Here is a 25311-nt window from a genome sequence, read left to right on the forward strand (position 1 = left end):
ACACACTAATCAAAACACCGACCAGCCAATCCGCTCACTCAGCAACTCCAGCGCCTTCATCCCCGCCAGCGAATTCCCGGCGGCGTTCAACTCCGGCGACCACACGCACACCGTAAATTGCCCCGGCACCACCGCGACGATTCCGCCGCCTACCCCGCTCTTGCCCGGCAACCCGACGCGATAGGCAAAATTGCCCGCCTCGTCGTACAGGCCGCTGGTGGCCATGATCGAGTTGACCTGTTTGGTCTGGCGCGCGGTGAGGATCTGTTCGCCGCTGTGGGCACTCACGCCTTCGTTGGCCAGGAAGCTGAAGGCCTTGGCCAGGTCCAGGCAGCTCATCTGCAAGGCGCAATAGTTGAAGTAGCTGTGCAACACCGCGTCGACGTCGTTGTGGAAGTTGCCGAAGGATTTCATCAGGTACGCCATGGCCGCGTTGCGTGCACCATGCTGCGCTTCGGAGTCGGCGACGATGCTGTTGACCAGGATCTGTGGGTTGCCTGACAGGCGCCGGACGAAGTCGCGCATCGACAGGATCGGCACGGCGAAGCGTGACTGGTTGATGTCGCAGATCACCAGGGCGCCGGCGTTGATAAACGGGTTGCGCGGGCGACCGCGCTCGAACTCCAGCTGCACCATGGAGTTGAACGGTTGCCCCGAAGGCTCGTGGCCCAGGCGCTCCCAAATGGTTTCGCCGCCGTGGTCGATGGCCTGCACCAGGCTGAAGACCTTGGAAATGCTCTGCACCGAGAACAACGTGTCGGCGTCCCCCGCGCAGTAGGCCGCGCCGTCGTTGCCGTACACGGCTATGCCCAGCTGGTTGGCGGGCACATCGGCCAGCGCGGGGATGTAGTCGGCGACTTTGCCCTGGCCGATCAGTGGACGAACTTCGTCGAGAATCGCGTCCAGCAGCGCCTGCATGTCTTGTCCTGTCATCGTGCCTTGCATCGTGGATAAGCGGGGCGCGGAGGATACCGCAAAGCTGCGGATCAGGCAGGTGCCGCGCTCAGATTAACGCTGCACCGGAATGCGGATATCGCCGCTGCGGCACTGCGTCTTCACGCTTGTGGGGCAACCGGCAAAGCGCAGTTCCTTGCTCAGGCACACGCGCACTTCGGACAACACCTTGCCCTTGCAGATCACCGCCACGCTGTGATTGCCCATGGACGGGTTGCTCTGGCGAAACAGCGCTTCGATTTCAGCGGCCTGCAGATAATTGGGCACGTCGAACGGTTGCAGTTGTTGCGGAATCTGCACGGAGGCCAGCGCAGCATCCGTCGCATTGAGGTAACGCGTGGCGTCCAGGCCGCTGCAGGTGCCGTGTTTGCTCCACTCATGCTTGAGCAATGCCTGCGTGGGGAATATCAACGCGCCCTTGGCCAGCTCGGCGTTCGACAGCCGCGACCGTGGATCACACGCCGACGGCCAGCCACCCTTCGCGTATTGCGGCCAAAGCCCGTGCAGCACGAAGCCATATCCCTTGCCCGAGCACTGTTCGTTACTCGGGTGCGTGAGGCAGAACGTCGGCGACCACGACAACGACAACACATAAAAATCAAAATCCCCGGCCGGCCTCTGCTCGCGTGGCGCTGCGGTCACACTTGCGGCCAGGACCAGCCATACGGCCACCCAGTATTTCATTCTTTTGCTCCTTGAAAAGACTGATCCTGGCACGGCTATCCGGGATGATTGGGGTTACGTTGTAGCACCTTGTCGAGGATGCGATCGGTTTTCAGCGCTTCGATGGCCTGGGAAGGATGCTCGGCCTCGCCACGGATGTGCGCGTTCATCGCCAGCACGTGATGCCACTGGATGTGTGCATGGCACGGCACTTCCAGCACCTCGTGGGTCTGCCCTTCAAGGCGCAGGGGCTGGTCTTCGAACACGGAAAATGTAATGCGACCCAGGCTGCCGATCAACTCGACCTTGTCTTCACGGCGGTCTGCGACGAAATTCCAGCAGCCCATGCCCAGGGCACCGTTGGCGAAGGTCCAGCAGGCCGTCACCGCGTCTTCAGCGGCATAGTGCCCGGCTTGCCGTGCGGTAAAGCCGGACACCTCGACAATGTCCCCGGCCAGGTACTGGAACAGATCGAAACCATGGCTGGCCAGGTCGGCGAAATAGCCGCCGCCGGCAATGGCCGGGTCGGTGCGCCAGTTGGCGGCGCTGGCGTCATTGGCGGCCGGCGGTTTGCACAGGGTCCAGGTCAAGTGGCGCAGTTCGCCAATGCGGCCCTGTTGCAGCCAGTCGCGTACCTGCTGAAAGCGCGGCAGCGAGCGCCGGTAATAGGACACGAACAGGTGCAGCCCGGCGCGCTCGAAAGTGCGCTGCATCAAGGCGCTTTGTTCGGCATTCAGCGACATGGGTTTCTCGACGCAGCAATGCTTGCCGGACGCCGCCACCATCAGGCTGTAGTCGAGGTGGCTGTCGGGGGGCGTGGCGATGTAGACCGCGTCCACTTCGGGGTCGTCGATCAGCGCCTGGGCGTCAGTGTAATAGCGTGCAATGCCATGGCGCGTCGCATAATCGCGCACGGCCTCCGCGCGACGCCCCATCACGGCCACCAGGGCAGAACCTGGCGCTTTATAGAAAGCGGGTCCACTCTTCAACTCAGTGACACTGCCACAGCCGATCATGCCCCAACGTACGGTGTTCATCGGTTTTCCTCGTCCTTTTCGTTCAAGCGGGCAGTATCCACATACGTACCCCGGCACGCCATAGCCACTTAACATGACAATTGCATTACACTTTTGTGACATTCATTTGCTGCGGGGGCACAGACGATGAAAATCAGAGCCACGGTCATTTGCGAACACGAGGGACATATCCTTTTCGTGCGCAAGGCCAGATCCAAATGGGCGTTGCCGGGTGGCAAGGTCGAACGCGACGAGCGCCCGGTGGGTGCGGCAGAGCGCGAGCTGGAAGAAGAAACCGGGTTGAGCGTGGACGGGCTGCTGTACCTGCAGGAGCTCAAGGCACGCGATACGCTGCACCATGTGTTCGAAGCCTCGGTGGTCAATATCGACGAGGCGCGCCCGCGCAACGAGATTGTCGACTGTCGCTGGCATGCCTACGGGGAAGTCGATCAGCTCGATACCACCGATGCCACTCGGCATATCGTTAAATCGTTTGTGCGGCGTTTGTAACCTGCAGTTTGCGTTATCTGTGACCCTGCTCGCTCAGTGTGCGGCAGTTTGTACTCAGCCTCACGCCCCGGACAGAGGCCACACTGGCAACCCTTTCCATCTGTGAACACAGCAACCAACGCTCGACGGCCGCCTGTCGCTGCCGGTCCACCTTGGCGTTGTACTGCACGAAGCAAACACCCAGCAGCACCGCGACACCCAGCACTGCGGCGGCAAAATAGCCGAAGCTATCGGACGATGATGGTTGCGGCGCAGTCAGGAGTGACGGGCGCCCTGCTCTTTCCGGCGTTCGCATACAGGCCTCCAGGGTGAAGTGCGCGATTGTATGCAAATGCAGACAGAGCATCTGTCGTGGATTTGTAAGCGCTGCGGCGGATAACCCCGGGTGCCCTCAGCGCCTCAGCCCCTCACTTGCGCGCGACCCGGTAGCGCAGGCATTCCTGATAGAAGCTTTGGCGAATCGCCTCGGGCTTGAGCCGTGATCGACTGTCGTAGGTTTGCTCGGTGATACCCATGGCCATCATGTGCATCCACGGCTTGTTGAACTTGATGGTCTGGATCTTCTGCCGAGCGGCATACAGCGACACGCCCGACAGCTTGAGCTCCTGGGCCCTGGCCGCCGTGCCGGCGCCCCAACTGCACATGTATTTGTCACCTTCGCGCAGCTCCCGTGCCTGCACGGCAGCCGCGCCGCCGGCCAGAGAGCAGGCGAACAGCATGATTCCAACAGTGCGCATGTGCTTCCTCACCTAACCACCTGAAAATAAAAGCGATTCTGGCGAGGATTTTGTTACATGGGGGCCATCAGATTGCCTTATTTACCACTGATAAGTGGCGCTTGCCTGCACGGTGCGTTGTGAGCCGTACCAGCACCACGAATACGACAGGCACGACGCGACGTATTCCTTGTTCGCAAGGTTGGAGGCGTTCACGGCCAGGCGCAGGTTGTCCCTGGGGTTGGCGATGTTGGCAATATCGTAGTGCACCGCCGCATCGAACAAGGTGTAACCCGGCACCTTCAGGGTGTTGGCGGTATCACCCCATGAGGAGCCGACATAGCGCGCACCGGCTCCCACACCAAAGCCTTTCAACTGGCCGTCGTGAAAGGTGTAGTCCGCCCACGCCGATGCCGTGTGACGCGGCAGACCGTAAGTCGTGGTGCCTTTGACCGGAACCGCCGGGCCGATGCCGAGATCGGTGATCGGCGCGTACTGCGCGGTGCTGTTGGACTGGCTGGCGCGGTTATCCAGATAGGCATAGGCGGCGGTTATATCCAGGTTGTCGTTGAGGCTGGCTTTGCCTTCCAGTTCAAAGCCACGGGATTGCTGTTCGCCATCCTGGATCGAACAGCGGCCGTTACCGCACATATGGGACGGGTCCGGATCAAGGGTCGGAACGTTACGCTGGCGCAGGTCGAAAATGGCTGCGGTGATAAAGCTGTTGCTGCCCGGCGGCTGGTACTTGATGCCGATTTCATACTGCGTGCCTTCGGTCGGCTTGAATACCGAACCGCCGTAGCCGGTGCCCGACTGCGGATTGAACGACTCCGCATAACTGGCATACGGCGCCAGGCCGTTATCGAACAGATACACCAGACCGACTCGACCAGTGAACGCATGGCTGTCCAGTGAGGACTTGCTCTTGGCGCCGTTGCTCAGCGCCTTGGTGGTGCTGTCGGTGCTGGACCAGTCATAGCGACCGCCGAGCAGCAGCACCCATTTGTCCCACTTCATTTGCTCTTGCAGGTAAACCCCGGTCTGTTCACTGCGCGACGTGGCGTCGGTGCCGAAGGCAGGTGTGGCCACGGGCGCGCCGTAGACCGGATCGAAGATATCCAGGTTCGGTCCCTTGCCGTAGCCCGCCTTGGTGTCGGTGCTGGTGTTCTGGTAATCCAGGCCCGTGAGGAAGGTGTGCTGCAACGGCCCGGTATCGAATTTGGCCTGCAACTGGTTATCGACGGTGTAGGCGTCCATGTCCACATCCGTGGCGATGGTCGAGCGCGTGGCCGTGCGGTAATCAGCCTGCAAGTTGCTGTTATAGATGCTGCGGTAGACGCCTTCGGCACGCAGGTAACGGGCGTTTTGGCGCACGGTCCAGACATCGTTGAAATGATGCTCGAACGCATAGCCGAGGGAGTAGTACGCGCGGTCACTCTTCTCGAAATTCTTCTCGCCATCATAGAAGTCCACATCAATCCTGCGCCCGGTCGGGCTGTGCAGCACCGAGCCCCAGGCCGGCACCGACCCGTAGGACGCGCCCTTCGGGTCCTTCTGAAAATGCCCCAGCAAAGTGAGCGAAGTGGCGTCATCCGGGCGCCAGGTGAAGGCGCCGGACAGCGATTGTCGACGGGTTTCGGTGTGTTCCACCTGGCCGTCGGCGTCATCGAAAAGTCCGGCAACGCGGTAGGCATATACCCCCTGATCGTCAATCGGCCCGCTCAGGTCGAAGGTGGTGCGTTTTTTGTTGAAGGTGCCGTACTCCACGCCCACTTCATGGAACGGCGTATCCAGCGGGCGTTTGGTGACCATGTTGATCACCCCGCTCGGCGTGCCCTGGCCGTACAGCACCGACGCCGGGCCGCGCAGCACTTCGACGCGCTCCAGGTCGAACGCGTCCTTTTGCGGCAAGGCGTCGCGGCTTGACGGCACGCGCAATCCGTCCAGGTAGGTGGCCGGGGCGAAGCCACGGATGGTGAGCTGGTCGAGACGCGAAGCGGTGGCGCCGCGGGTTTCCGGAACCACGGCGGCGCTGTAGCGCAGGATCTGATTGAGGCTTTCGGCGTTCTGCGCGCGCATCTGGTCCTTGGTGACCACGGAGATCGACTGCGGGGTTTCGATCAGCGCCGTGTCAGTCTTGGTGCCTGACAGGCTGCGGCTGGCCACATAGCCGGCCACCGGCCCGGTGGGGCTTTCGGTCTGGTAGCCCGCGCTGATAGTGGTGGCCTGCAACTCCATGGCACCGCCGCTATCCGGGACAGCTTCGAGCCGGTAACGGTCGGCGCCCATCTTCAGCGCCTGCAAACCGCTGCCGGCGAGCAACCGGGCCAGCGCCGCATCCGTCTCGTACTGCCCGCCGAGGCCACTGCTGCGCTTGCCTCGGGTCAGGCTCGCATCAAAGGCCAGCACCAGCCCTGCCTGCTCGGCCAGGCTATTGAGCGCCTGACTCAAATCACCGGCCGGAACCTGGAAGCGGCGCAAGGCGCTGCTGCTGTCTTCGGCAAAGACGGGCTGGACCGCCAGCAACGGCGCGGCGGCAAAGGCGATCGCCACTGACAGGACCAGTGGATGCAAGGGACGGGCAAGGCGCGACATGGAAAATCCTGCGTAATGAAGGTTCTATTAACCATGACGGCCAGGTCGCAACATCGGGCAAGGATGAGAGCGATTTTATTTGGGCGGGTGCTTTGCAAGCAGACGGGTTGGCGATTCTATAATCCTAATTGAACTCGAGGGACCTATGCCTAAAGAACACGAATTCGTTGATCTAAAAGCTGCAAAGATCCATCTCTATCCGACCAATATCTGAGCAGGCTTGAATTCCAAACCGCTAACAACCGTCTATCTCCAAACACTACGGCGAATTAAAATACATATTCAACTTGGCAAACCTCGCCCACCCGCCCGATTGAAAACCCATCAACTCCAAGACTCAAATCGTCCTCGCAATATCACCATGACTATCGCGCCAAACCTATTGCAAATCGCAACAGTGGTCCGGAAAGAAATACAACACAACCCGCAGATACACCAGCCAAGGCAATGTCAATAAACTCTATAGCAACCAGAAAGATCTCCAGCGCCGAAAGTTTGAACGCTGCCGTGGTCTGGTGGCGAATTCGCGGCTGAGCTGTGCGATGCACCGGTATTGCACCAGGGCTGCTTCGCAGCCCAACGCGGGGCAAGCCATAATGCCAGTCAGTTAAGCGAAGCGCCCCTGTGGGAGCGGCGGTGCGACGATTCGACTTGCCCGCGAAAGCGGTGGGTCAGTCAACGTCAATGTTTGCTGGGCCGACGCCATCGGGAGCAAGCCCCCTCCCACATTTTGTACAGCGTTCGGCAAACCATTCCGGTCGGCTCTCAGGCCGCCGCGCTTTTGCTTTTGATCTGGAAGCGCCCCGTCAAACACGCTGGCCGAACGCAGGTTTTGGAGCGTGGGTAACCCGGCAGGACGCCGGGTTAGCCGCGCTGGGCCATGGATGGCCCATCGCGGCGGCCCACGCTCCAAAGCCTGCGTTCGGGCACACCGAGCCTGGGCGAGGTGCCGAGTGTTGGGGCAAGAGCGTTTTGCTTACTTTTGCGCTTTTCAAAAGTGAGCCGCCGTCAGGGCGGAACCCTAAGTTGCCGTTACCGCACAAACCGATATGTACACCGAAAAGTCGCACCGCTCGTTGCTTCGAGCATCACGCTGGCTTAACTGAACGGCATTAGGGCAAGCCCGCTCACCACACAAGCTCGACCTCCATGGTTGTGCAGTTGCCTGGCAAGGCCCATGCACCCTGAACAGCAAAACAGCTACTACTTCAAACCAGCCTCAACCTTCTGCGCGACCTCCGCTGTCAACCAGGCTTTCCACACCTCAGGATGTTCCTTGAGAAACGCCTGGGCCACTTGCCTTGGCGCTGTGTGATTTTCGCTCATGGTTGCCAGGGCCTTGTTCAGTGGATCGATGGGGAACTGCACCTTGGTGAAGAACTCGGCGATCTGCGGATGTTGCTGCTGGAATGGCGTGGATACGCCGATGCTCAGCTTGGACGCCAGCGACCGAGTGGGACGAGGGTTGGGATTGTCGGCGTCGGTGAGGGTCTTCCACGCGTCGGCGTCAAACGGTGGTTCTTCCAGCTGAATCAGTTTGTAGCGACCCATTAATGGAGTCGGCGACCAGTAGTAGAACAGTACCGGCTTGCCTCGGCGGATCGATGAGGCTATCTCGGCGTCCAGTGCTGCACCCGAGCCGCTGCGGAAGTTCACGTAGCTGTCGTCCAGGCCATAGGCCTTGAGCTTCTGCTTGTTGACCACTTCGGACGTCCAGCCAATGGGGCTGTTGAGAAAGCGGCCCTTGCCGGGCGATTCCGGGTCCTTGAATACGTCCTTGTAGCGCGCCAGGTCCTGCACGGTCTTCAGGTCCGGCGCCAGCGGCTTGAGGCCTTTGGACGGGTCACCCTTGACCACGTATTCCGGCACCCACCAGCCTTCGGTAGCGCCCTTGACCGTATCGCCCAGGCCCACCACTTTGCCTTCGGCTTCAGCCTTGATCCACACCGGGCTGCGGCCGGCCCATTCTTCGCCGATCACCTGGATATCGTTTTTCGCCAGGGCGGTTTCCAGGGTGATGGTGGTGCCGGGCAAGGTGTCGGTGGGCAGGTCATAGCCCTTTTCGACGATAAAACGCAGCACTTCGGTGATCAGGCTGCCGCTTTCCCAATTCAGATCGGCAAAATGCACGGGGGCCTGCGCCGCCGACACCGGCAACGACAGACTCAATGTCGTCACAGCCGCAGCCAACAGGGTTCTCAATCCTTTCATGCCTTCCCACCTCGCCTCTGTGCAGCCACTGACGTACGGCTTGCTGCCTATGCGCGAAGCCTCTGAATAGTTAAGTCAGCTCAACTGTAGTAGAGGTTCCGCAAAGAGAAAGGAATCAAGGAGCCTGCTGTGTTTACTCGCTGGCCTTGAAGGTCACCAGCTCACCCTTGCGCCACTTGGCGGCTTTGCCGGTGACGGCCTTGAGGGTCTTGGTCAAGCCTTCCTGCAACTGTTCATGGGCGGCGAATACCAGCATCACGCTGTGGCCTTCCTTGAACACGATGCCTTGGCCTTCGGCTGACGAAACAAAGGCGTAATCGCCCAGGCCGTACACCGTCAACTTGATATCGCGAAACTTCAATTCGAACTTGCCGCCTTCACGACTGGGCAACACGGCGGCGCGAAAATGGTCGCCCACCTTCAGTTCCAGACGCGGCTTGTCGTCGACGACCAGGGCCGCCTCGGTGTCGATTTCGGCAATGTAGATGCCTTCCGGCGTCTGTTCCGTGATGTAAACAAACCGCGATTGAAACTGCTTGACCAACTTTGCGCGCAAATCACCCAGCACGAACAACGCGTGCATATCCAGATTACTGACTGCCAAGGAAACGCCCCCACATTGAAATAGTGCCGCCCGCCGGAGCAGGCAGCACAAAAAACGGCCCTCAGGCACGATCACATAGTCGTTAAAAAACTGAAGAAGACCCTGCTGCGCCTTAAGACTAGTACAGGCGCGCACGATGGACCTTGTGCAAGGTCATCCGGCGTCACAGCAAATCACAGGTTCAACGGCCAGAGAATACGGGCCGCGCTACTTCAGAGAATAACCCGGTCCAGTGCGCACAATTCCCACGCACCCTACAAAACAAAACATTTGAGCATGGAACCAGACGGGTTGCCGGCGACAATACTAAAACAGCACCGCCGTTCAAAACCACTCGAAACGCTGCCGATGAGTGCACAGGATCAATCAAAAGGAGCTGACCATGCAACCACGCCTACACGATGCTACGTCTTCCCGTACCTGTTCATCTGCGCAGGACGGGCGCCAATACTACTGCCTGCCTGACCCCGAGGGGTACTCCAATTCCGTTCTTTACCAAGTTCTACCGGCCGGACGTAACTTCTTCCATATTCTGGAAGTGACCAGCGGCAGAATTCGCGGCTTTCGCAGCCACCACGGCAAGGCCTGCGAACTGGCCCGGCAACTGGAAGCCAGCCTGTACGCCCTTCACGGGACGAGCGGTTCGTCACACCGATGACTTTACTGCGCCACCACCCTTCAACAACTGCCATACTGCCGCGTCCATTGAAGTTTGCCCATGTGGGTGCGGTTTCAGCAGTGCAGTTACCTTGAAGGGAAGGCAATACGTGACGGAATTTGATATTGGCGAGTTTTTCATCCACGGCGATGCACGGGAAATAGAGGGTGAGTTTCAGGCGGTAATCGTGATGCGCGCCAAACCACCGCTGACCACCGTCACCACACATCAGGTGGAAAAAGACCGTTGGTTCAAGACATTCGAGACGGCTGCGGTTGCTGGCCGCGAGTCAGCCCAGGCGCTCAAGGCCGCTGTGGATTCAGGCGCCCTGACCTCCTGAGAATCGGATCGAACTCTGGCGCGCCACAGGTCTCCCATGCATACGATGGTCAGCCCGCATGGAGAAACCGATGGACACTACTACCCCGACGCTGGAAACCCTGTTCGATCAACTGGGCCTGGATTCGAGCCAGGCAGGGATCGAGCGCTTCACCGCAGAACACCGCCTGCCCAATGACGTAAAGCTGATCGATGCGCCGTTCTGGAGTGAGCAGCAGGCGAGCTTCCTCAAGGAACAATTGCATGTTGACGCCGAATGGGCGCCGGCCGTGGATGATCTGAATGCGTTGCTGCATGAATCCCCGGAAGCCTGACTCATCCCATAGCCAGATGACCGTGGCGGCGAACTAAACCTTGGCCGCCTCGGGCTTATAGCCCAGGCGCAGGCCACCCCAATGCCGGCCCTTGACGCTGATCGGCACCGACAGGTCGTGCATCAATTCACCCGTATCGCGGGTATAGGTTTGCAATAACACCGCCTGCTGGTGGCTGCCGCAGCGGATGCCGGTGCGGTCCTCGAACTTGCGCTTGGTGCGATTTTGCACCGCGTCCACCTGGGTATCTCCCGTCAACGCCTGTGAAAATGCCTGGTTATGCGTCGGCACGTAGCCCTGCGGCGTGCAGGCAATCGCAAACACCAGCCCCTCGTGGCGCGGCAGCAACGCTTCCTGTATCGCCGGCAGCACCTTGTCGGTGTACCCGTCAAAACGCGTGTGATATTTACTCGGGCTGGTATTGGGTATCAACGTATAGCTGCGGTCGAACAGGTCATCCAGGCTGATTCGGCCCTGCTGCACATCCGCCTCGAACTGTTCGGCGATACGGTTGGCCCCCTCGCGGGCCAGGTCGTAGACACGCTGGTGATAGTCATCCAGACCGACCTCGGCCAAACGCTCGCTGATGGTCTCCGCCTGCCCTTCCATCTGCACCGCGGCGTCGGCCAACTGGCGCGTCTGCTGGTCGCTCACCGTGAGGTCACTGCGCATCTGCTCCACCGCATGGAACAGGCTGTCGAGCTGCGCGCGATTGGTGTCGCTGCCCTGGGCGATTTCGTTGACTTGCCCTTCCACATCCGCCGCCAGGCTGGCGATGGCCTCCAACTGTTCGCCCGCTTCCTCCACCTGCGCGACGCCGGTGTTCAAGTCCGCCGACAGTTGGCGAATCTGCTCCACCACCTGGGCCGTGCGCTGCTGGATATCCGCCACCATCACGCCGACTTCGTCGGTGGCCTTGGCGGTACGCCCGGCCAGCCCCCGCACTTCATCGGCCACCACCGCAAACCCGCGTCCGTGCTCGCCGGCCCGTGCTGCTTCAATGGCGGCGTTCAAGGCCAGCAGGTTGGTCTGGCTGGCGATGGACTGGATTACCAGGGTCACACGCTGGATTTCTTCGCTGCGCTGGCTCAAGGCTTCGATCAGCTCACGGCTGGCATTGGCGCGCTGGCTGAGCTGGTGCATACGCGTGATGGACTGGGCCAGCACCTCGCGGCCTTCACTGCTGCGCTGATGGGCCTGGCTGGCCGCGCCAAGGGCCTGGCGGCTGAGCTGGGCGGTCACCTGTTCGGTGCCGATCATCACTTCAGCGCTGCTGACGATCTGTTTGGCCGCACTCAGCTGGGATTGCAGGCGCGCCGCCAGTTGCTTGACCGAATAGGCCACGCCTGCGGCTGACAATGCGTTATGGCTGGTGGTATGGGAAAGGTCGCGCGTCAACTCGCCGATTGCATCGACGGTATTGATCGAGGTCACGGCAGGCGTGCGGGTTTTCAAGCGCGGCAGCCAGATCACCAGCAAGGCCAGTGGCAGGCACACGTACAGCGGCAGACCGGCAAATGCCAGTCCCAGCAGCACCAGCACCATGGCGGCGCTCTGCATAAGCGGCATCAGCCAGACGGGCAGCCTGCTCACCGCTTGCGGTGGCATTGCCATGCCTATCAGAGATCCATCTCCAGCCATCGTCGTTACCCCACTGCTTGTCGTTGTTGTGCCTGCATTAGACGCCACTATCGGGCCATTATCCATGGGCCTTTAGTGGGGGGCTTGCAGCACATCAACAGAGGAGGTGTAACGGGATTGCCCTGGGGGGCCGCAGGCACGGCGCCCCAGCTTCACCGCATCAGGCCTGGCGCTGATGCTTGTCGATCTGCTCGTGGCGCTCTTGGGCCTCGATGCAGTATTTGGTGGTAGGGCTGATCAGCAGGCGCTTGAGGCCGATAGGCTCGCCGCTGTCGTCACACCAGCCAAAGGAATCTTCCTTGATACGCTCCAGGGCGCGCTCCAACTGCGGCAGCATGCGCTGGTCGCGGTCGATGGCATTGACCAGCCAGGTGCGCTCTTCTTCAACGGAGGCGGCGTCGGCCGGGTCGGCCGGGGTGTCCAGGCTTTCAATGGCGATACGGTTCTGCTCAATGCGCTCGTGGTGCTCGACTTTCATGTCCTGCAGCAACTTCTCGAAAAAAGCGTGCTGTTCGGCATTCATGTAGTCATCCGCCGGCATGGCCAGCAACTTTTCCTTTGTCATTGATTTCTCTATAAAAAATACGTGCATTAAGGCGAATAAGGGAGCGTTCCGGTCGACCTCTGCAGGTCTCGGAAAGGCGCCATCCATTCCAAGCGCCACCCGGCACTCAATTTAAGAGGGGCGGCAGTCTAAGGCCGACTTGAGGGCGCAGCAACTGAAATGACAGGCATTTTTTCCCGATTAACCCCCAAAGGCACCAGGACGGGCTTGGCGAATGGTTATCGGAGTGCGTTTATAGCAGGAAAGTTCGTAAAGCGGCTATAAGCCGCATGCTGCAAGCGACAAGCTGCAAGGCGCTCCACTTCAGCCTGCAGCTTGCAACCTGCCGTTCAGCGCTTGAGCTTGCGTTTGTTGCGATACTGGTCAATCACCACCGCCACCACAATGATCAGCCCCTTGATGATGTCCTGGATATACGCATCCACCCCCACGAAGGTGAACCCGCTGGCCATCACCCCGAGGATCAGCGCGCCTATCACCGTGCCGGTGATGCGCCCTACCCCGCCCGCAAGGCTGGTGCCGCCGATCACCGCAGCGGCAATCGCGTCCAGTTCATAGGACATGCCCATGCCCGCCTGGCCGGTGGCGGCACGTGCCGAGGCGACCACACCGGCCAGGCCCGCGAGCAGGCCGGCGATGCTGTAGACGATGATCAGGTGGCGCTTGACGTTGATGCCCGACGTGCGCGCGGCCTGCATGTTGCCGCCGATGGCGTAGGTGTACTTGCCGTACTTGGTGTAGCGCAGGGCGATGTGGAAGATCACCGCCACCACCAGAAAGATGATCACCGGCATGGCGCCATGGCCGATGGCGGTGTAGGAATCCGACAGCATGCTCACCGGCTGCCCTTCGGTGTAGTAGCGCGCCAGGCCACGGGCCGAAACCATCATGCCCAGCGTCGCAATAAATGGCGGAATGCCGGTCACCGCAATGATGCTGCCATTGATCGCGCCGGCCAGCAGCCCCACACCGAGCCCCATCGCCACCGGGATCCACACCGGCAGGTCGGTGAGCGATGGAAACACCGCGCGGGAAAAGTCCGAGGTCTGCGCCAGGCTGGCGGCAATCATTGCCGACAGCGCCAGCACCGAGCCCGACGACAGGTCGATGCCGGTGGTGATGATCACCTGGGTCACCCCGATAGCCAGCAAACCAATGATCGACACCTGCAATATCATCAGCACCAGGCGCTGGGAGTTCATCAAAAAGCTCTGGTCCCGCACGATCCAGCCGAACAGCTCAAACACCAGGCCGATGCCGATCAACACCAGAAAAATGCTCAGTTCGGTGGGCAAGCGCCGACGCTGCTTGACCGGCGCCGTAGCCGGCTTGTTGTCCGTTATTGCGTTCATAGCCAATCACCTTCTTATTCTGTAATCAGTCGACTGTGGTCATACCCGACGCCAGTTGCATGACTTTTTCCTGGGTCGCCTCGCTGCGATCCAGCGTGCCCATCAGGTCGCCTTCGTGCATCACCATCACCCGGTCGCTCATGCCGAGCACCTCGGGCAGTTCCGACGAAATCATGATCACCGCCATGCCTTCGCTGGCGAGGAACGAGATCAGGCGATAGATCTCGGCCTTGGCGCCCACGTCGATACCACGGGTCGGTTCATCCAGGATCAGCAAGCGTGGATGGGTCATCAGCCAGCGCGCCAGCAAAGCCTTCTGCTGATTACCGCCGGACAGGGTGTCGATGCACTGCTCCAGCGACGGGGTTTTGACCCGCAGCTTCTTGCACATGTCTTCGCACAGCGCGCGCAAGGCTTTCTGCTGGATAAAACCGTTGTCCGAATAGTGCGGCAGTACGGCCATTTCCATGTTTTCCAGCACCGACAGGCACGGGAACAGACCGCTGAGCTTGCGATCCTCGGTCAACAGCGCAAAGCCCTTCTCGATGGCCATGTGCGGGTCGCTGATGCGCACCGGCGTGCCGTCCAGGGTGATCTGCCCGCTGGTGCTGGGGGTGATGCCGAAAATGGCTTCGGCCACATTGGTGCGGCCCGAGCCCATGAGCCCGGCGATACCGAGGATCTCACCGGCGTGCAGGTCAAACGACACGCCTTTGAATACGCCGTCCAGCGTCAGGTCGCGCACCGACAGCAGCAAGTCGCCAATCGGCGTCTCGCGCACCGGGAACAGCTGGCTAAGCTCACGGCCCACCATCATCGAGATCAGGCTGTCGCTGTTCATGCTGTCGGCGCGCTGCAAACCGATGTAGCGGCCGTCACGAAATACCGCCACTTCATCGGCGATGGCGAACACTTCGTTCATCTTGTGGGTGATGTAGACAATGCCTTTGCCCTGGGACTTGAGGTCGGCAATGATCGAAAACAGGTGGGCGACTTCCTTCTCGGTAATCGCCGAGGTCGGTTCATCCATGATCAGGATGTCGGAGTCGTAGGACACTGCCTTGGCAATCTCGACCATCTGCCGCTCGGCGATGCTCAGGTTGCCGACCTGCTCCTCGGGGTCCAGGTTGATGCGCAGCCGCGCCAGTAACTCGGCGGTGCAGCGGTGCATTTCGCGGTGGTTGACCATGTGCAGGCTGTTGAGCTGCTCACGGCCGATCCAGATATTCTCGGCGATGCTCATGTGCGGCATCAGGTTGAGTTCCTGATGGATCATCGCGATGCCCGCCTTCTGCGCGGCCAGCGGCGTTTCAAACACGATCGGCTGGCCGCGCAGACGGATTTCGCCGGCGTCGGGCTGGTAGATGCCGGCGATGATTTTCATCAACGTCGACTTGCCGGCACCGTTCTCGCCCATCAGCGCCAGCACCGAGCCCGGGCGTACGCGCAATTGCACATCGTCCAGGGCCACGACGCCGGGAAAGCCTTTGCTGATGTTGACGATTTCCAGCAGGTAGGGTTCGTCCAGCGCCAGTGGCTGGATACCAGGGGGCTGCGAGGCAGTCGCTTGAGCGAGCATGGGGAGTACTCCATCGGCAGGACGGCCGTGACCGCCCTGCCGCTTATTGTTGTTATGTCACTGCTATTTGAAGTCGTTGACGTTGTCCGGCGTGATCAGCTTGAACGGGATAATCACGTTCTGCTCGACGGGCTCCTGCTTCGCCATCTTGCGCGCTGCTTCCACCGAGCCCACTGCCTGCCCCTTGGCGTCCTGGAACGCCGAGGCGGCCATGTCACCCTTCGTTATCGCGTTCAGCCCGTCCGGGGTTCCGTCGACGCCGGCAATCAGCACTGTGCCGGGTTTGGTGCCTGCCGATTTCAACGCCATGGACGCGCCGATGGCCATCTCATCGTTGTTGGCCAGCACTGCGTTGAACTCGCGGCCCTGGGTCAGCCAGTCGTTGACCAGGGTCATGCCCTTGTCACGCAGCCAGATACCGGTCTGTTCCTGCTCGATCTTGATGTCGGGGTACTTGGCCAGCACCTCTTTCACGCCCTTGGTGCGGTTGGTCGTGGAGTTGTTCGCAAGATCCCCCAGCAGGATCACGATTTTGCCCTTGCCACCGAGTTTTTCGGCGATGTATTGCATTTGCAGCTTGCCGGCCTCGACGTCATCGGAGGTCACGGCCACCACGCCCTTGGGCAGGTCTTTCTGGTCCGGGCGGCGGTTGACGAACACCAGCGGGATGCCCGCTTTGGTGGCTGCGCTGATGATGTTTTTGGTCGATGCGGTGTCCACCGGGTTGACGATGATCGCGTCGACCTTCTGGCTGATGAAATTCTCGACCTGGCTCAGCTGCTTCACCACGTCGGCGCGGGCGTCTTCGAATTGCAGCTGCACACCGTCACCCTTGGGATAGGACTTGGCCTGCTTGTCCATGTCTTCGCGCAGGTAGGTAAGGAAGGTGTCATCGAAGGCGGACATGCTCACGCCCACCTTGATATCGGCGGCAGCGGCCATACCGCTGGCCAGCCACAGGGACAAGGCCAGCGCGGTAAAACGGATCGGGGTCTTCATGAACGGTCTGTCTCCACATTTATTGTTGGTTTTCTGGACGTTGCGTTAATCAGGACTCGGCGGGCAGTCGAACCACCGGCGCGCCGGGAATGCAGCACACCAGCGCGCCGTGGTTTTCGACGCACAGCACATTGAGAAAGGAGAAGTAGAAAGGCCGGGCGCGGGGCAGGCCGCGTGGCGTGTGAGAAAGGCGTAAAACTCGCAGTACGGCGTTGAAGATTTTCATCTGACGGTACCTGGTTGTTTTTGATCTTGTTTTTGTTGAGTCGCCGGAATCAGGTCCGGAACGTACTTTATGCAACCTGCAAAAGACTTTATTGGAAAATAATTTCTATATCAACCTATTTTAGAATTTTATTCCATTTTCGTTGAAACCACTTGCTGACGCTCCGCACTCAGGCGTGCAGCGTCCAATATACGGGTGGTTTCCAGCGCGTCATAGGCGTTTACCGGCAAGGGCCCCTGCCCTTCCACAGCACGCTGCAACTGGCTGTAGAAGTGCGTCCAGCAGCCTTTTTCGGTGGGCACCCGTTCGCGCTGCTCGCCTTGTTCAAACCAGCCCCAGCGGCGATGCTCTTCCGCCCCCCAATGCTCGCCTTCGGTTTTCGGCGACTTGCCGGCCATCAGTGCCGCTTCCTGGCCGTCCAGGCCTTCCACGGTGTAGCACCCGAGGGTGCCGCTCACGCGAAAACGCGAAGCCGGGCTGTTTTGCAGACCATTGCCCCGCAAGTGCGAAATGACGCCGTTGGCATGGGTCAGCGACACGAAGAAACCATGGTCAACGCTGGGGTGTTCGGCGGTGTAATGCAATTGCGCAAATACCTGGTCCACCGGGCCGAACAGTTGCAGCGCCTGGTCCACCAGATGGCTGCCGAGGTCACGTAGCCAGCCGCCGCCACTGGCATTGCCGACGCCCTGCGGACTGTAGCGCTCCACACAGGATTCAAAGCGCGTAATGGTGCCCAGTGCGCCGGCGTCAATCAGCTTGCGCACGGTCAGGTAATCGGAGTCCCAACGGCGGTTCTGGTAGACGCTCAGCAAGACGTCATGCCGCTCGGCGGCCGTGATCAGCGCCTGGGCCTGTTCGGCGTTGCTGGCGAAGGGTTTGTCACTGACCACCGCCACGCCGTGCTCGATGGCTTCCAGCACCAGGGCCGGGCGGCCTTTGAGCGTGGTGGAGATAACCAGCGCATCAACGCCGGCTTCGACGATCTGGCCGATGGCGTCGAATGCCGGGATACCCGGGTGATCGGTTGCCAGTTGCTCGCGGCGTTCGATTGATCGTGTGACCACGCCCACAAACGTCGCGCCCGGCAATGTTGCAATCAGCGGCGCATGAAAAAAACGCCCTCCGTGGCCGTAGCCGACAAGTCCGATTCGCATAACGCGTGTTCCTTTATTGAGAGGCAAGGCCAATCCAGGGGGGAGCAAGCGAACTTCCTCCCACCTGTTTGATCGCGCATCTGCAGAGGTTCAGTTATAAAAACCCGGACGCTGCGGCAGGCTGACTTTCACAATCTGCTCGCTGTTTTGCGCCTCGATGCACGCGTCCGCCGCCACGGCCGCTGCAAAGCCGTCCCACGCCGACGGCCCGCCGACCTGGCCGGCGCGCACGCTGTCGATAAACGCCTGCAATTCGACGTCATAGGCGCCGACAAAACGGTCTTTCCAGTCCATCAAAATGGCGTTGGACAGCTTCGCCTCACTGCGCAATTGCACCTGGGACGGTTCCGGCAATTTGGCGATACCGGTCTCCCCCACCACTTCGCACTGGATGTCGTAGCCGTACTGGCAGTTCACAAACACCTCCACGTCAATGCGCGTGCCTTTGGCGGTCTCCAGCAGCACGATCTGTGGATCGCGCAGATGGGCCAGGGCCTTGCTGCTCTTGCGCGGGAACACCACTTGCACCGAGACGTAGTCGTCGTCGAGCAGCCAGCGCAGCACATCCAGCTCGTGGATCAACGTGTCGGTAATTGCCATGTCAGTCTTGTAGTTGTCGCCCACCCTGGGGTTGCGATGCGCGCAGTGCAGCATCAAGGGCTCGCCAATCTGGCCGCTGTCGATCACCGCCTTGAGGGCTCGATAACCAGGGTCGTAGGGGCGCATGAAGCCCACTTGCACCAGACGCTTGCCGTGGGCCACTTCGGCATCGACGATCGCCCGGCAACCTTCGGCCGTCACGGCCAGGGGTTTTTCGCAGAACACCGGCTTGCCGGCAGCGATGGCGGCGAGCACAAACGCCTGGTGGCTCGGCCCCCAGGACGTCACCAAAACCGCCTCGACCTGCGGCGAATGGATCAGCGCATGGCCGTCCGGGTACACCTCGGCATCCAGCTGCAACTCGGCAACCACCCGGGCGGCCTGTTCAAGGTTGATGTCCGTCACCGCCACGACCTGGCTGTTGAGCAACGTCTGGCTGCACCGACGAATATGGTCTCGGCCAATGGCGCCCGTGCCGATCACTCCAAGCTTCAAAGACATGCAAACACTCCTCTTGTTGTTAGTACTGCCTGGCCTTGGCCAACTGTTCATTGAGTTTTGCGGCGGCTGCACGGGTGCGCTCGCTGGTGGACACCTGCGCCACCCCCACCCGCCACCACGACAGGTAGCCGTGGACCATGGTCTTGGGCAGCACCTTGATATCGATCAAGGTCGAGACGCTTTGCGTGCGCGCATCAGCCAGGGCCGCTTGCAGCTGTTCCACGTTGCTGACCTTGTAGGTTTTGCAGCCATAGGCCGCCGCGCTCATGGCGAAATCAACCGGCACCAGGCCGCCGTCGAGCTTGCCGGTCTCGGGGTTGCGGTAGCGGAATTCGGTGCCGAAGCTGTCCATGCCGTTGCCGATCTGCAGATTGTTGATGCAACCGAAGGCCATGTTGTCCAGCAGCACCACGTTAATCTTGCGCCGCTCCTGGATCGAGGTGGCCAGTTCCGAATGCAGCATCATGTAGGAGCCGTCGCCAACCAGCGCATACACCTCCTTCTGCGGTTCGGCGAGCTTCACGCCGAGGGCCGCATTGATCTCGTAGCCCATGCACGAATAACCGTATTCGACGTGGTAGGTGTTGACGCCCTTGCTGCGCCAGGCCCGCTGCAAATCACCCGGCAGGCTGCCGGCGGCGGCGACGATAATGGCGTCGTCGGCCAGGCTTTCATTAAGCACGCCAAGAACGCGGCTCTGGGTGAGGCAGGAGCCGGTGAGCTCGATGAATTCGCGCAGTACCGCACGGTCCAGCGGGTCGTCGACCTCGGGCACGAAATCATCGCCGTGGTACTGCACGTTGTGCACGCGATCCAGCTCGGCCTCCAGTTGCGCCTTCGCGTCGCTCACCTGTTCGCCCCAGCCCGCGCGGTAGTCGCCGAGCGCATCGGCCAGTGCTTCGAGGGCCACCCTGGCGTCCGCCAGCACCTGCACACCGTCCAGCTTCAACGCGTCGCACGGGCTGATATTGAGGTTCAGAAACCTCACCTCGGGGTGTTTGAACAGAGACTTGGACGACGTGGTGAAGTCGCTATAACGGGTGCCGACGCCGATGATCAGGTCCGCCTCCGGCGCCAGCAGGTTGGCCGCCAGGCAGCCGGTTTCGCCGATGCCGCCCACATTGAGCGCATGGCTGGACAGCACGGCGCTCTTGCCCGCCTGGGTCTCGGCGAAGGGAATGTCAAAACGCTCGGCAAAGGCTTGCAGCGCGGCATTCGCGCCGGCGTACTTCACCCCGCCGCCACAGATGATCAGCGGCTTGCGCTTGCCCCGGAACACGGCCAATGCATCGCCGATCATCGCGGCAGTGGGCGCACGACGCTCGATGCGGTGCACGCGCTTTTGCAGGAAATAATCCGGATAATCCCAGGCTTCAGCCTGCACGTCCTGCGGCAATGCCAGAGTCACGGCGCCGGTTTCAGCGGGGTCGGTCAGCACGCGCATGGCGTGGATCGCGGCGCTCATCAACTGCTCGGGACGGTTGATGCGGTCCCAGTATTTGCTCACCGAGCGGAACGCATCGTTGGTGCTGATGCTCAGGTCGTGGAACTGCTCGATCTGCTGCAACACCGGGTCGGGCTGACGGCTGGCGTAGACATCGCCGGGTAACAGCAGCAACGGAATACGGTTGGCGGTGGCGGTCGCCGCAGCGGTGAGCATATTCGCCGCACCCGGGCCGACGGACGCGGTGCACGCATAGATTTTGCCGCGCAGGTGCTGCTTGGCAAACCCGATGGCGGCGTGGGCCATGCCCTGCTCGTTGCGGCCTTGATGCACCACCAGGTCGCCGCTGTCCTGCTCGAGCGCCTGGCCCAGGCCCAGCACATTGCCGTGGCCGAAAATAGTGAATACCCCGGCGACGAATTTGCTCTGTACGCCATCGACTTCGATGTACTGGTTATCCAGAAACTTCACCAGGGCCTGGGCCATGGTCAATCGGGTTGTGGTCATCACTCGCACCTTGTGTCAATTCAGATCCATTGGGGCTCGGTTATGCCCGGGACTTTTGCAACAGGGTCATGCTGGCTCCCAACGCCTGCTGAATATCCGCCATCCAATGCACGCTTTCGGCAAACGGTTCGAACGACAGATAGACCCTGTAGCCGCTGCCGAGCAAGCTGTCGATCTGCGCCGCATTGCCGAGGATATCGCCCTCGCCCACCCGTACGCGGTGACCGTCGCGGATCGAATTGAGCGGCGCATCGGCATCTTCCACGCCGCAGATATGCACCAGCCCGGTGAGTGGCGCGAAGAACGCCTGCTCGCCGGCCAGGTGATGGTGGAAGGTGTCATGCACCAGGTGCGGCGCAACCATGCGGTTGAGGGCGAAACGTAACGGCGATTTCATTGTTGTTGTTCCCCGTCCAAAACAGCTTAAAGGTCCAGCAGCCAGCTGTGCTGCGGGTCATTGTGGAAATGCCAGGCGCGCTTGGGCCCGGCCATCACGTTCAGGTAATAGGACTCGTAGCCGTACGGCACGCTGACCGGGTGATACCCCTTGGGCACCACCACCAGGTCGCTGTTTTCCACGGCCATGGCCTGATCGATGCTGCGATCGTCGGTGTAGACACGCTGGAACACGTAGCCCTGGGGCGGGTTGATCTGGTGGTAGTAGGTCTCTTCCAGAAAGCTCTGGTGCGGCAGGTCATCGGTGTCGTGCTTGTGCGGCGGGTAGCTCGACGAGTGCCCGGACGGCGTGCGCACCTCCACCACCAGCAGCGAGTGGGCCGGCTCGCTGTCGGGCAGGATATCGCACACATAACGGGTGTTGGCGCCCTTACCGCGCACGCTGCGTTTGCAGTCTTCGGGGCGGATCAGGCGCGGCTCGAAACCTGCGGCGCCGGGGGCGGCGCACACGGCGATTTGTACATCGCTCAAGGCGGTCACCTGGGCATCGGTGCCCGGCGGCAGGTAGGCGGCAAACGGCGATTTGTCCTCGAACACCGAGTGGCGATCACCGAGGTTCTGCCAGTCGAAACCTTCGCCTTGAATAGTCACCCGGCCACTGAGCAGCACCAGGCACAGCTCTTTGTCGCCGGCGCTGACCGGCAGGGTTTCGCCCAGGCTCAGGCGGTATGCACTGAAGCCCACGTACGCCAGGCGCCCTTCTTCCAGGGCGACCATGGTGTGTCCGCGTTTGCTGCTTTTAACCAACAGGCTCATGGTTGGGTCCTCTCATCGAGCAGCGCGCGCAAGGTGTCATAGCCTTTTTTCGCATAGACATAGCTGGGCGCCACGGCAGGGTCCTGCTCGGCTTCCATCACCAGCCAGCCCTCGTATCGGGCCGCCAGCAATACATCGAGCAGTTCGGCAAAGTTGATGTCGCCATCGCCAGGCACGGTGAAGGTGCCGTTGACGATGCAGTCGGGGAAGCTCCACATCTGGTTGCGTGCCAGTTGCACCACCGGCTTGCGCACGTCCTTGAAATGCACGTGGCAAACGCGGTCGATGTGTTTGCGCAGCACTTCAAGCGGTTCGCCGCCGCCCATGTAGCAATGGCCCGAATCGAACAGCAGGCCGACTTCGGGACCGGTACGCTGCATCAACTGGTCGATGTCCTGCGGGGACTCGACGTAGGCGCCCATATGGTGGTGGTAGGCCAGGCGCACGCCCTGGGACAGGGTAAAGCGCGCCAGCTCCGTGAGCTTGTCTGCGTAATCCTGCCAGGCCTGTTCGCTGTGAAAACGCGGGCGTTCGATCAGGCGAATGCGCGAACCCTGGATGGAATCGGCAACTTCGCCATACACCAGTACCTTGGCACCGTTGTGTTTGAGCAATTGAACGTGGCCGCCAATCGCCTCGATTTCTTCGGCCACCGAGCGGCGCGCCAGACGGCTGGAGTACCAGCCGGAGACCAGCGCCAGCTCATAGGGGCGCAGCACATCGGCGACGCCCTGGGCGTCTTTGGGGAACTTGCCGTTGAGTTCAAACCCTTCGTAGCCGATGGCCTGGCCTTCGCTCAGCGCGGTGCTCAGCGGCGTTTCACCGCCCAGGGCCGGCAGGTCGTCGTTGCTCCAGGAGATCGGGTTGATGCCAATTCGGATTGCGGGCATGGCTGCACCTTTTATTGTTTTCAGGTATCACTGAGATCTGCTTTATGTGGGAGGGGGCTCGCCTCCTCCCACAGTGGATCGCGTTTAATGTCGAGCGCTGCGCCAGGCGTTGATGAGCTGTTCAAAGGTCTTCTGCACTTGCTCAACCAGCATGTCGTCATCGATCTCCCCCGCCATCCACGCGCGGCTTGGCTCCTGGAAGATCGTGCGGCCCACCGCAAAACCCCGGCAGGTGGTGCTGTGGCTGGCTTGTTGAAAGCCCTCCGCCAGGCATTCAGCGGACGCATTCAGGCCCAGCAATACCACGCCACGGCAATACGGGTCGCGCTCAAGGATCAGCTCATCGAGCTTTGTCCACGCCTCGGCCGACTGCGCCTCGATCTTCCACCACGCCGGGTAGATGCCCAGGTTGTACAACCGTTTGAGGCTGCGGTAGAGCACATCCGGGTGCGGCGACGGGTGATCCTTGGGCGGGATGACTTCCAGCAGCAGTTCATGGCCGCTGACCAGCGATGCGTCGTACACCGCCCTGAGTTGCGCTTCCTGTTCCAGGCGCAGCAGAGGCTCGTCATCCGGGTGAAACTGCACCAGGCACTTGATGATCTGTTCGTGGGGCCAGGCGATCAGGTTGCTGCCAATCGAGCGACCGTGTTCAAACGCCAGCGGCCGTGAGTTCTGCACTTCCACCGGGCGCGCAATCCACCAGCCGCGACCGCTGGCAGCGTTGAGCGCGTCCTGGCCGAAACGCTGGTCGGCCAGCAGGCCCACATCGGCCTCGACGCCCTGCTCGCGCAGCTTGTGCTCCACGCGTTCGATGGCCTGGATAAACAGCCGCTTGATGTCGCTGATGCGGGTCAGGTCCTGGCCACCTTTTTGCGCAAGCTCCACCAGTTGCCAGCGATGGTCAAAGGCAAACACAAACAGCTGCTTCCAGGTTTTGCGCGGCACCGTGACCCGGTGCAGGCGTTGCAGGGTTTCGTCCTGATCCGGCCGGGTGATGGGCACCGGGCTGCTGAACAGGTAATCCAGTTCGGCGCGCGTTGGCATCGCCGGGGCACAGGCGTGACGCGACACCACCAGGCCACCACAGGCGTTGGCCAGCTGGCTGCAACGCTCGTCACTGGCGTCATTGATCCAGCCACTTAAAAAGCCCGACATGAACGCATCGCCGGCCCCCAGCACATTGAGCACTTCCACGCGCACACCGGGGTAAATCGCGCCGTCTTCCAGGCGGGCCGGGATCGCGCCGTGGATCACCGTGCAGCCTTGCGGGCCCAGTTTGACCACCAGCGTCGCCGGGGTCAGCTCGCGCACCGTGCGCAGCGCGGTAAGCAGGTCTTCACTGCCGCCGGCGATGAGGAATTCTTCTTCGGTGCCGACGATCAGGTCGAAACGCGGGAGGATGGTCTGCACGTGCTGGCTGACATTTTGGTCGGCCACAAAGCGCGTCTCGCCGTCGGCCTTGCCCGCCAGACCCCACAGCACCGGACGGTAGTCGATGTCCAGCACGCACCTGACGTTGTGCCGGGCCGCGTAATCCAGCGCCTGGATGCTGGCCTTGTACACGCTGTCGGTGGAGAAATGCGTGCCGGTGATCAGCAGCGCCTTGCTGGAAGCGATAAAGGCCTCGTCGATGTCCTCGGCGCGCAGGGCCATGTCGGCGCAGTTTTCGCGATAGAACACCAGGGGGAAGGTTTCGCGGTCCTTGAGCCCGAGCAGCACCAGCGCGGTGAGGCGTTCCGGGTCGACCTTGATACCGCTCACATCGCAGCCTTCGCGGCTCAGGGACTCCACCAGGAAACGGCCCATATGGTCGTCACCGACGCGGCTGAGCATCGCCGACTTGAGCCCCAGGCGTGCAGTGCCGAACGCGATATTGGCGGATGACCCGCCGAGGTATTTGGCGAAACTGGTGACGTCCTCAAGCCGCGCCCCCACTTGCTGCGCATAGAGGTCGACGCCCAGGCGCCCGAGGCAAATCAGATCCAATTGACGCCCACTGGCAAAACGAGTCTGGCCCATGCTGGCTCCTGTTATTTTTATCAGCCTGCGTTGTGC

23 protein-coding genes and 1 pseudogene are annotated in these 25311 nt (G+C 61.1%); 4 read left to right on the forward strand and 20 right to left on the reverse strand.

Translation table 11 applies throughout. The features are described 5' to 3' along the window. Positions 1-9 precede the first annotated feature (9 nt). The 3 genes from glsB to JOE32_RS07010 form a co-directional block, all read right to left on the reverse strand. A complete protein-coding gene (glsB, locus tag JOE32_RS07000) occupies positions 10-918 on the reverse strand; it encodes a glutaminase B (protein WP_209990390.1) in 909 nt (302 codons plus the stop codon). Positions 919-1008: 90 nt separating this feature from the next. After that, positions 1009-1638 carry a ribonuclease T2 gene (locus JOE32_RS07005; RefSeq protein ID WP_209982664.1) on the reverse strand — a complete coding sequence of 210 codons (630 nt, stop codon included), beginning with the start codon at positions 1636-1638 and terminating at the stop codon, positions 1009-1011. A gap of 35 nt (positions 1639-1673) precedes the next feature. Continuing rightward, positions 1674-2654: a Gfo/Idh/MocA family oxidoreductase gene (locus tag JOE32_RS07010; RefSeq protein ID WP_209982666.1), complete on the reverse strand. Its 981-nt coding sequence runs from the start codon at positions 2652-2654 to the stop codon at positions 1674-1676. 126 nt (positions 2655-2780) lie between these two features. Here JOE32_RS07010 and JOE32_RS07015 point away from each other — a divergent pair, with 126 nt between their 5' ends. Continuing rightward, positions 2781-3143, forward strand: coding sequence for an NUDIX domain-containing protein (locus JOE32_RS07015; RefSeq protein WP_209982668.1), 363 nt, complete (start codon positions 2781-2783; stop codon positions 3141-3143). Positions 3144-3550: 407 nt separating this feature from the next. Here JOE32_RS07015 and JOE32_RS07020 read toward each other — a convergent pair whose 3' ends face one another. The 4 genes from JOE32_RS07020 to JOE32_RS07035 all read right to left on the reverse strand — a co-directional run bounded on the left by JOE32_RS07020 (position 3551) and on the right by JOE32_RS07035 (position 9248). Continuing rightward, positions 3551-3880, reverse strand: a complete 330-nt coding sequence (locus JOE32_RS07020) for a hypothetical protein (RefSeq protein ID WP_057007420.1) — start codon at positions 3878-3880, stop codon at positions 3551-3553. An 81-nt stretch (positions 3881-3961) separates the two neighbouring features. Continuing rightward, positions 3962-6454 carry a TonB-dependent siderophore receptor gene (locus JOE32_RS07025; protein WP_209982670.1) on the reverse strand — a complete coding sequence of 831 codons (2493 nt, stop codon included), beginning with the start codon at positions 6452-6454 and terminating at the stop codon, positions 3962-3964. A gap of 1203 nt (positions 6455-7657) precedes the next feature. Then, positions 7658-8665, reverse strand: coding sequence for an ABC transporter substrate-binding protein (locus JOE32_RS07030; RefSeq protein ID WP_209982671.1), 1008 nt, complete (start codon positions 8663-8665; stop codon positions 7658-7660). Between the two features lie 133 nt (positions 8666-8798). Further along, entirely contained in the window at positions 8799-9248 is a 450-nt protein-coding gene (locus tag JOE32_RS07035) for a hypothetical protein (protein WP_209990392.1), read from the reverse strand. A gap of 403 nt (positions 9249-9651) precedes the next feature. Here JOE32_RS07035 and JOE32_RS07040 point away from each other — a divergent pair, with 403 nt between their 5' ends. The 3 genes from JOE32_RS07040 (at position 9652) to JOE32_RS07050 (ending at position 10580) form a co-directional block, all read left to right on the forward strand. Next, on the forward strand, positions 9652-9927 hold the full coding sequence (locus tag JOE32_RS07040) for a hypothetical protein (protein ID WP_209982673.1): 276 nt from the start codon (positions 9652-9654) through the stop codon (positions 9925-9927). Between the two features lie 109 nt (positions 9928-10036). Then, positions 10037-10267: a hypothetical protein gene (locus tag JOE32_RS07045; protein WP_209982675.1), complete on the forward strand. Its 231-nt coding sequence runs from the start codon at positions 10037-10039 to the stop codon at positions 10265-10267. Between the two features lie 70 nt (positions 10268-10337). Next, a complete protein-coding gene (locus JOE32_RS07050; RefSeq protein WP_209982677.1) occupies positions 10338-10580 on the forward strand; it encodes a DUF2789 domain-containing protein in 243 nt (80 codons plus the stop codon). Between the two features lie 33 nt (positions 10581-10613). On the opposite strand, the gene JOE32_RS07055 is transcribed toward JOE32_RS07050, so the two are convergent. From JOE32_RS07055 to iolC, 13 genes and pseudogenes are all read right to left on the reverse strand, one after another. Further along, positions 10614-12200, reverse strand: a complete 1587-nt coding sequence (locus JOE32_RS07055) for a methyl-accepting chemotaxis protein (protein WP_209990395.1) — start codon at positions 12198-12200, stop codon at positions 10614-10616. Positions 12201-12381: 181 nt separating this feature from the next. Next, positions 12382-12786: a TraR/DksA C4-type zinc finger protein gene (locus JOE32_RS07060; protein ID WP_003191666.1), complete on the reverse strand. Its 405-nt coding sequence runs from the start codon at positions 12784-12786 to the stop codon at positions 12382-12384. 329 nt (positions 12787-13115) lie between these two features. Further along, the gene (locus JOE32_RS07065) at positions 13116-14138 is read right to left on the reverse strand and encodes an ABC transporter permease (protein WP_058411640.1); all 1023 of its coding nucleotides are present in this window, start codon (positions 14136-14138) and stop codon (positions 13116-13118) included. 25 nt (positions 14139-14163) lie between these two features. Further along, the gene (locus tag JOE32_RS07070) at positions 14164-15717 is read right to left on the reverse strand and encodes a sugar ABC transporter ATP-binding protein (RefSeq protein ID WP_209982679.1); all 1554 of its coding nucleotides are present in this window, start codon (positions 15715-15717) and stop codon (positions 14164-14166) included. 63 nt (positions 15718-15780) lie between these two features. Continuing rightward, a complete protein-coding gene (locus JOE32_RS07075; protein WP_209982681.1) occupies positions 15781-16716 on the reverse strand; it encodes a sugar ABC transporter substrate-binding protein in 936 nt (311 codons plus the stop codon). Positions 16717-16765: 49 nt separating this feature from the next. After that, positions 16766-16942: a hypothetical protein gene (locus tag JOE32_RS07080; protein ID WP_209982683.1), complete on the reverse strand. Its 177-nt coding sequence runs from the start codon at positions 16940-16942 to the stop codon at positions 16766-16768. Positions 16943-17070: 128 nt separating this feature from the next. After that, on the reverse strand, positions 17071-18099 hold the full coding sequence (locus tag JOE32_RS07085) for a Gfo/Idh/MocA family oxidoreductase (RefSeq protein WP_209982685.1): 1029 nt from the start codon (positions 18097-18099) through the stop codon (positions 17071-17073). 90 nt (positions 18100-18189) lie between these two features. Beyond that, the gene (locus JOE32_RS07090; RefSeq protein WP_209982686.1) at positions 18190-19200 is read right to left on the reverse strand and encodes a Gfo/Idh/MocA family oxidoreductase; all 1011 of its coding nucleotides are present in this window, start codon (positions 19198-19200) and stop codon (positions 18190-18192) included. A 19-nt stretch (positions 19201-19219) separates the two neighbouring features. After that, positions 19220-21151 (reverse strand): 3D-(3,5/4)-trihydroxycyclohexane-1,2-dione acylhydrolase (decyclizing), encoded by a 1932-nt coding sequence (gene iolD / locus JOE32_RS07095; protein ID WP_209982688.1) that lies wholly within the window; start codon positions 21149-21151, stop codon positions 19220-19222. Positions 21152-21191: 40 nt separating this feature from the next. Continuing rightward, positions 21192-21500 (reverse strand): annotated as a pseudogene (locus JOE32_RS07100) (TIM barrel protein); the annotation flags it as partial. A 74-nt stretch (positions 21501-21574) separates the two neighbouring features. Continuing rightward, on the reverse strand, positions 21575-22363 hold the full coding sequence (iolB, locus tag JOE32_RS07105) for a 5-deoxy-glucuronate isomerase (RefSeq protein ID WP_209982690.1): 789 nt from the start codon (positions 22361-22363) through the stop codon (positions 21575-21577). Continuing rightward, positions 22360-23253, reverse strand: coding sequence for a myo-inosose-2 dehydratase (gene iolE, locus JOE32_RS07110; protein ID WP_209982692.1), 894 nt, complete (start codon positions 23251-23253; stop codon positions 22360-22362). Before iolE ends, iolB begins: the two co-directional genes overlap by 4 nt. A gap of 84 nt (positions 23254-23337) precedes the next feature. After that, positions 23338-25275: a 5-dehydro-2-deoxygluconokinase gene (gene iolC / locus JOE32_RS07115; protein ID WP_209982695.1), complete on the reverse strand. Its 1938-nt coding sequence runs from the start codon at positions 25273-25275 to the stop codon at positions 23338-23340. Positions 25276-25311: the final 36 nt, after the last annotated feature.

Origin of the sequence: Pseudomonas sp. PvP025 (genome assembly GCF_017832155.1) — a bacterium.
In the GTDB taxonomy this organism is placed as follows: Bacteria; Pseudomonadota; Gammaproteobacteria; order Pseudomonadales; family Pseudomonadaceae; genus Aquipseudomonas.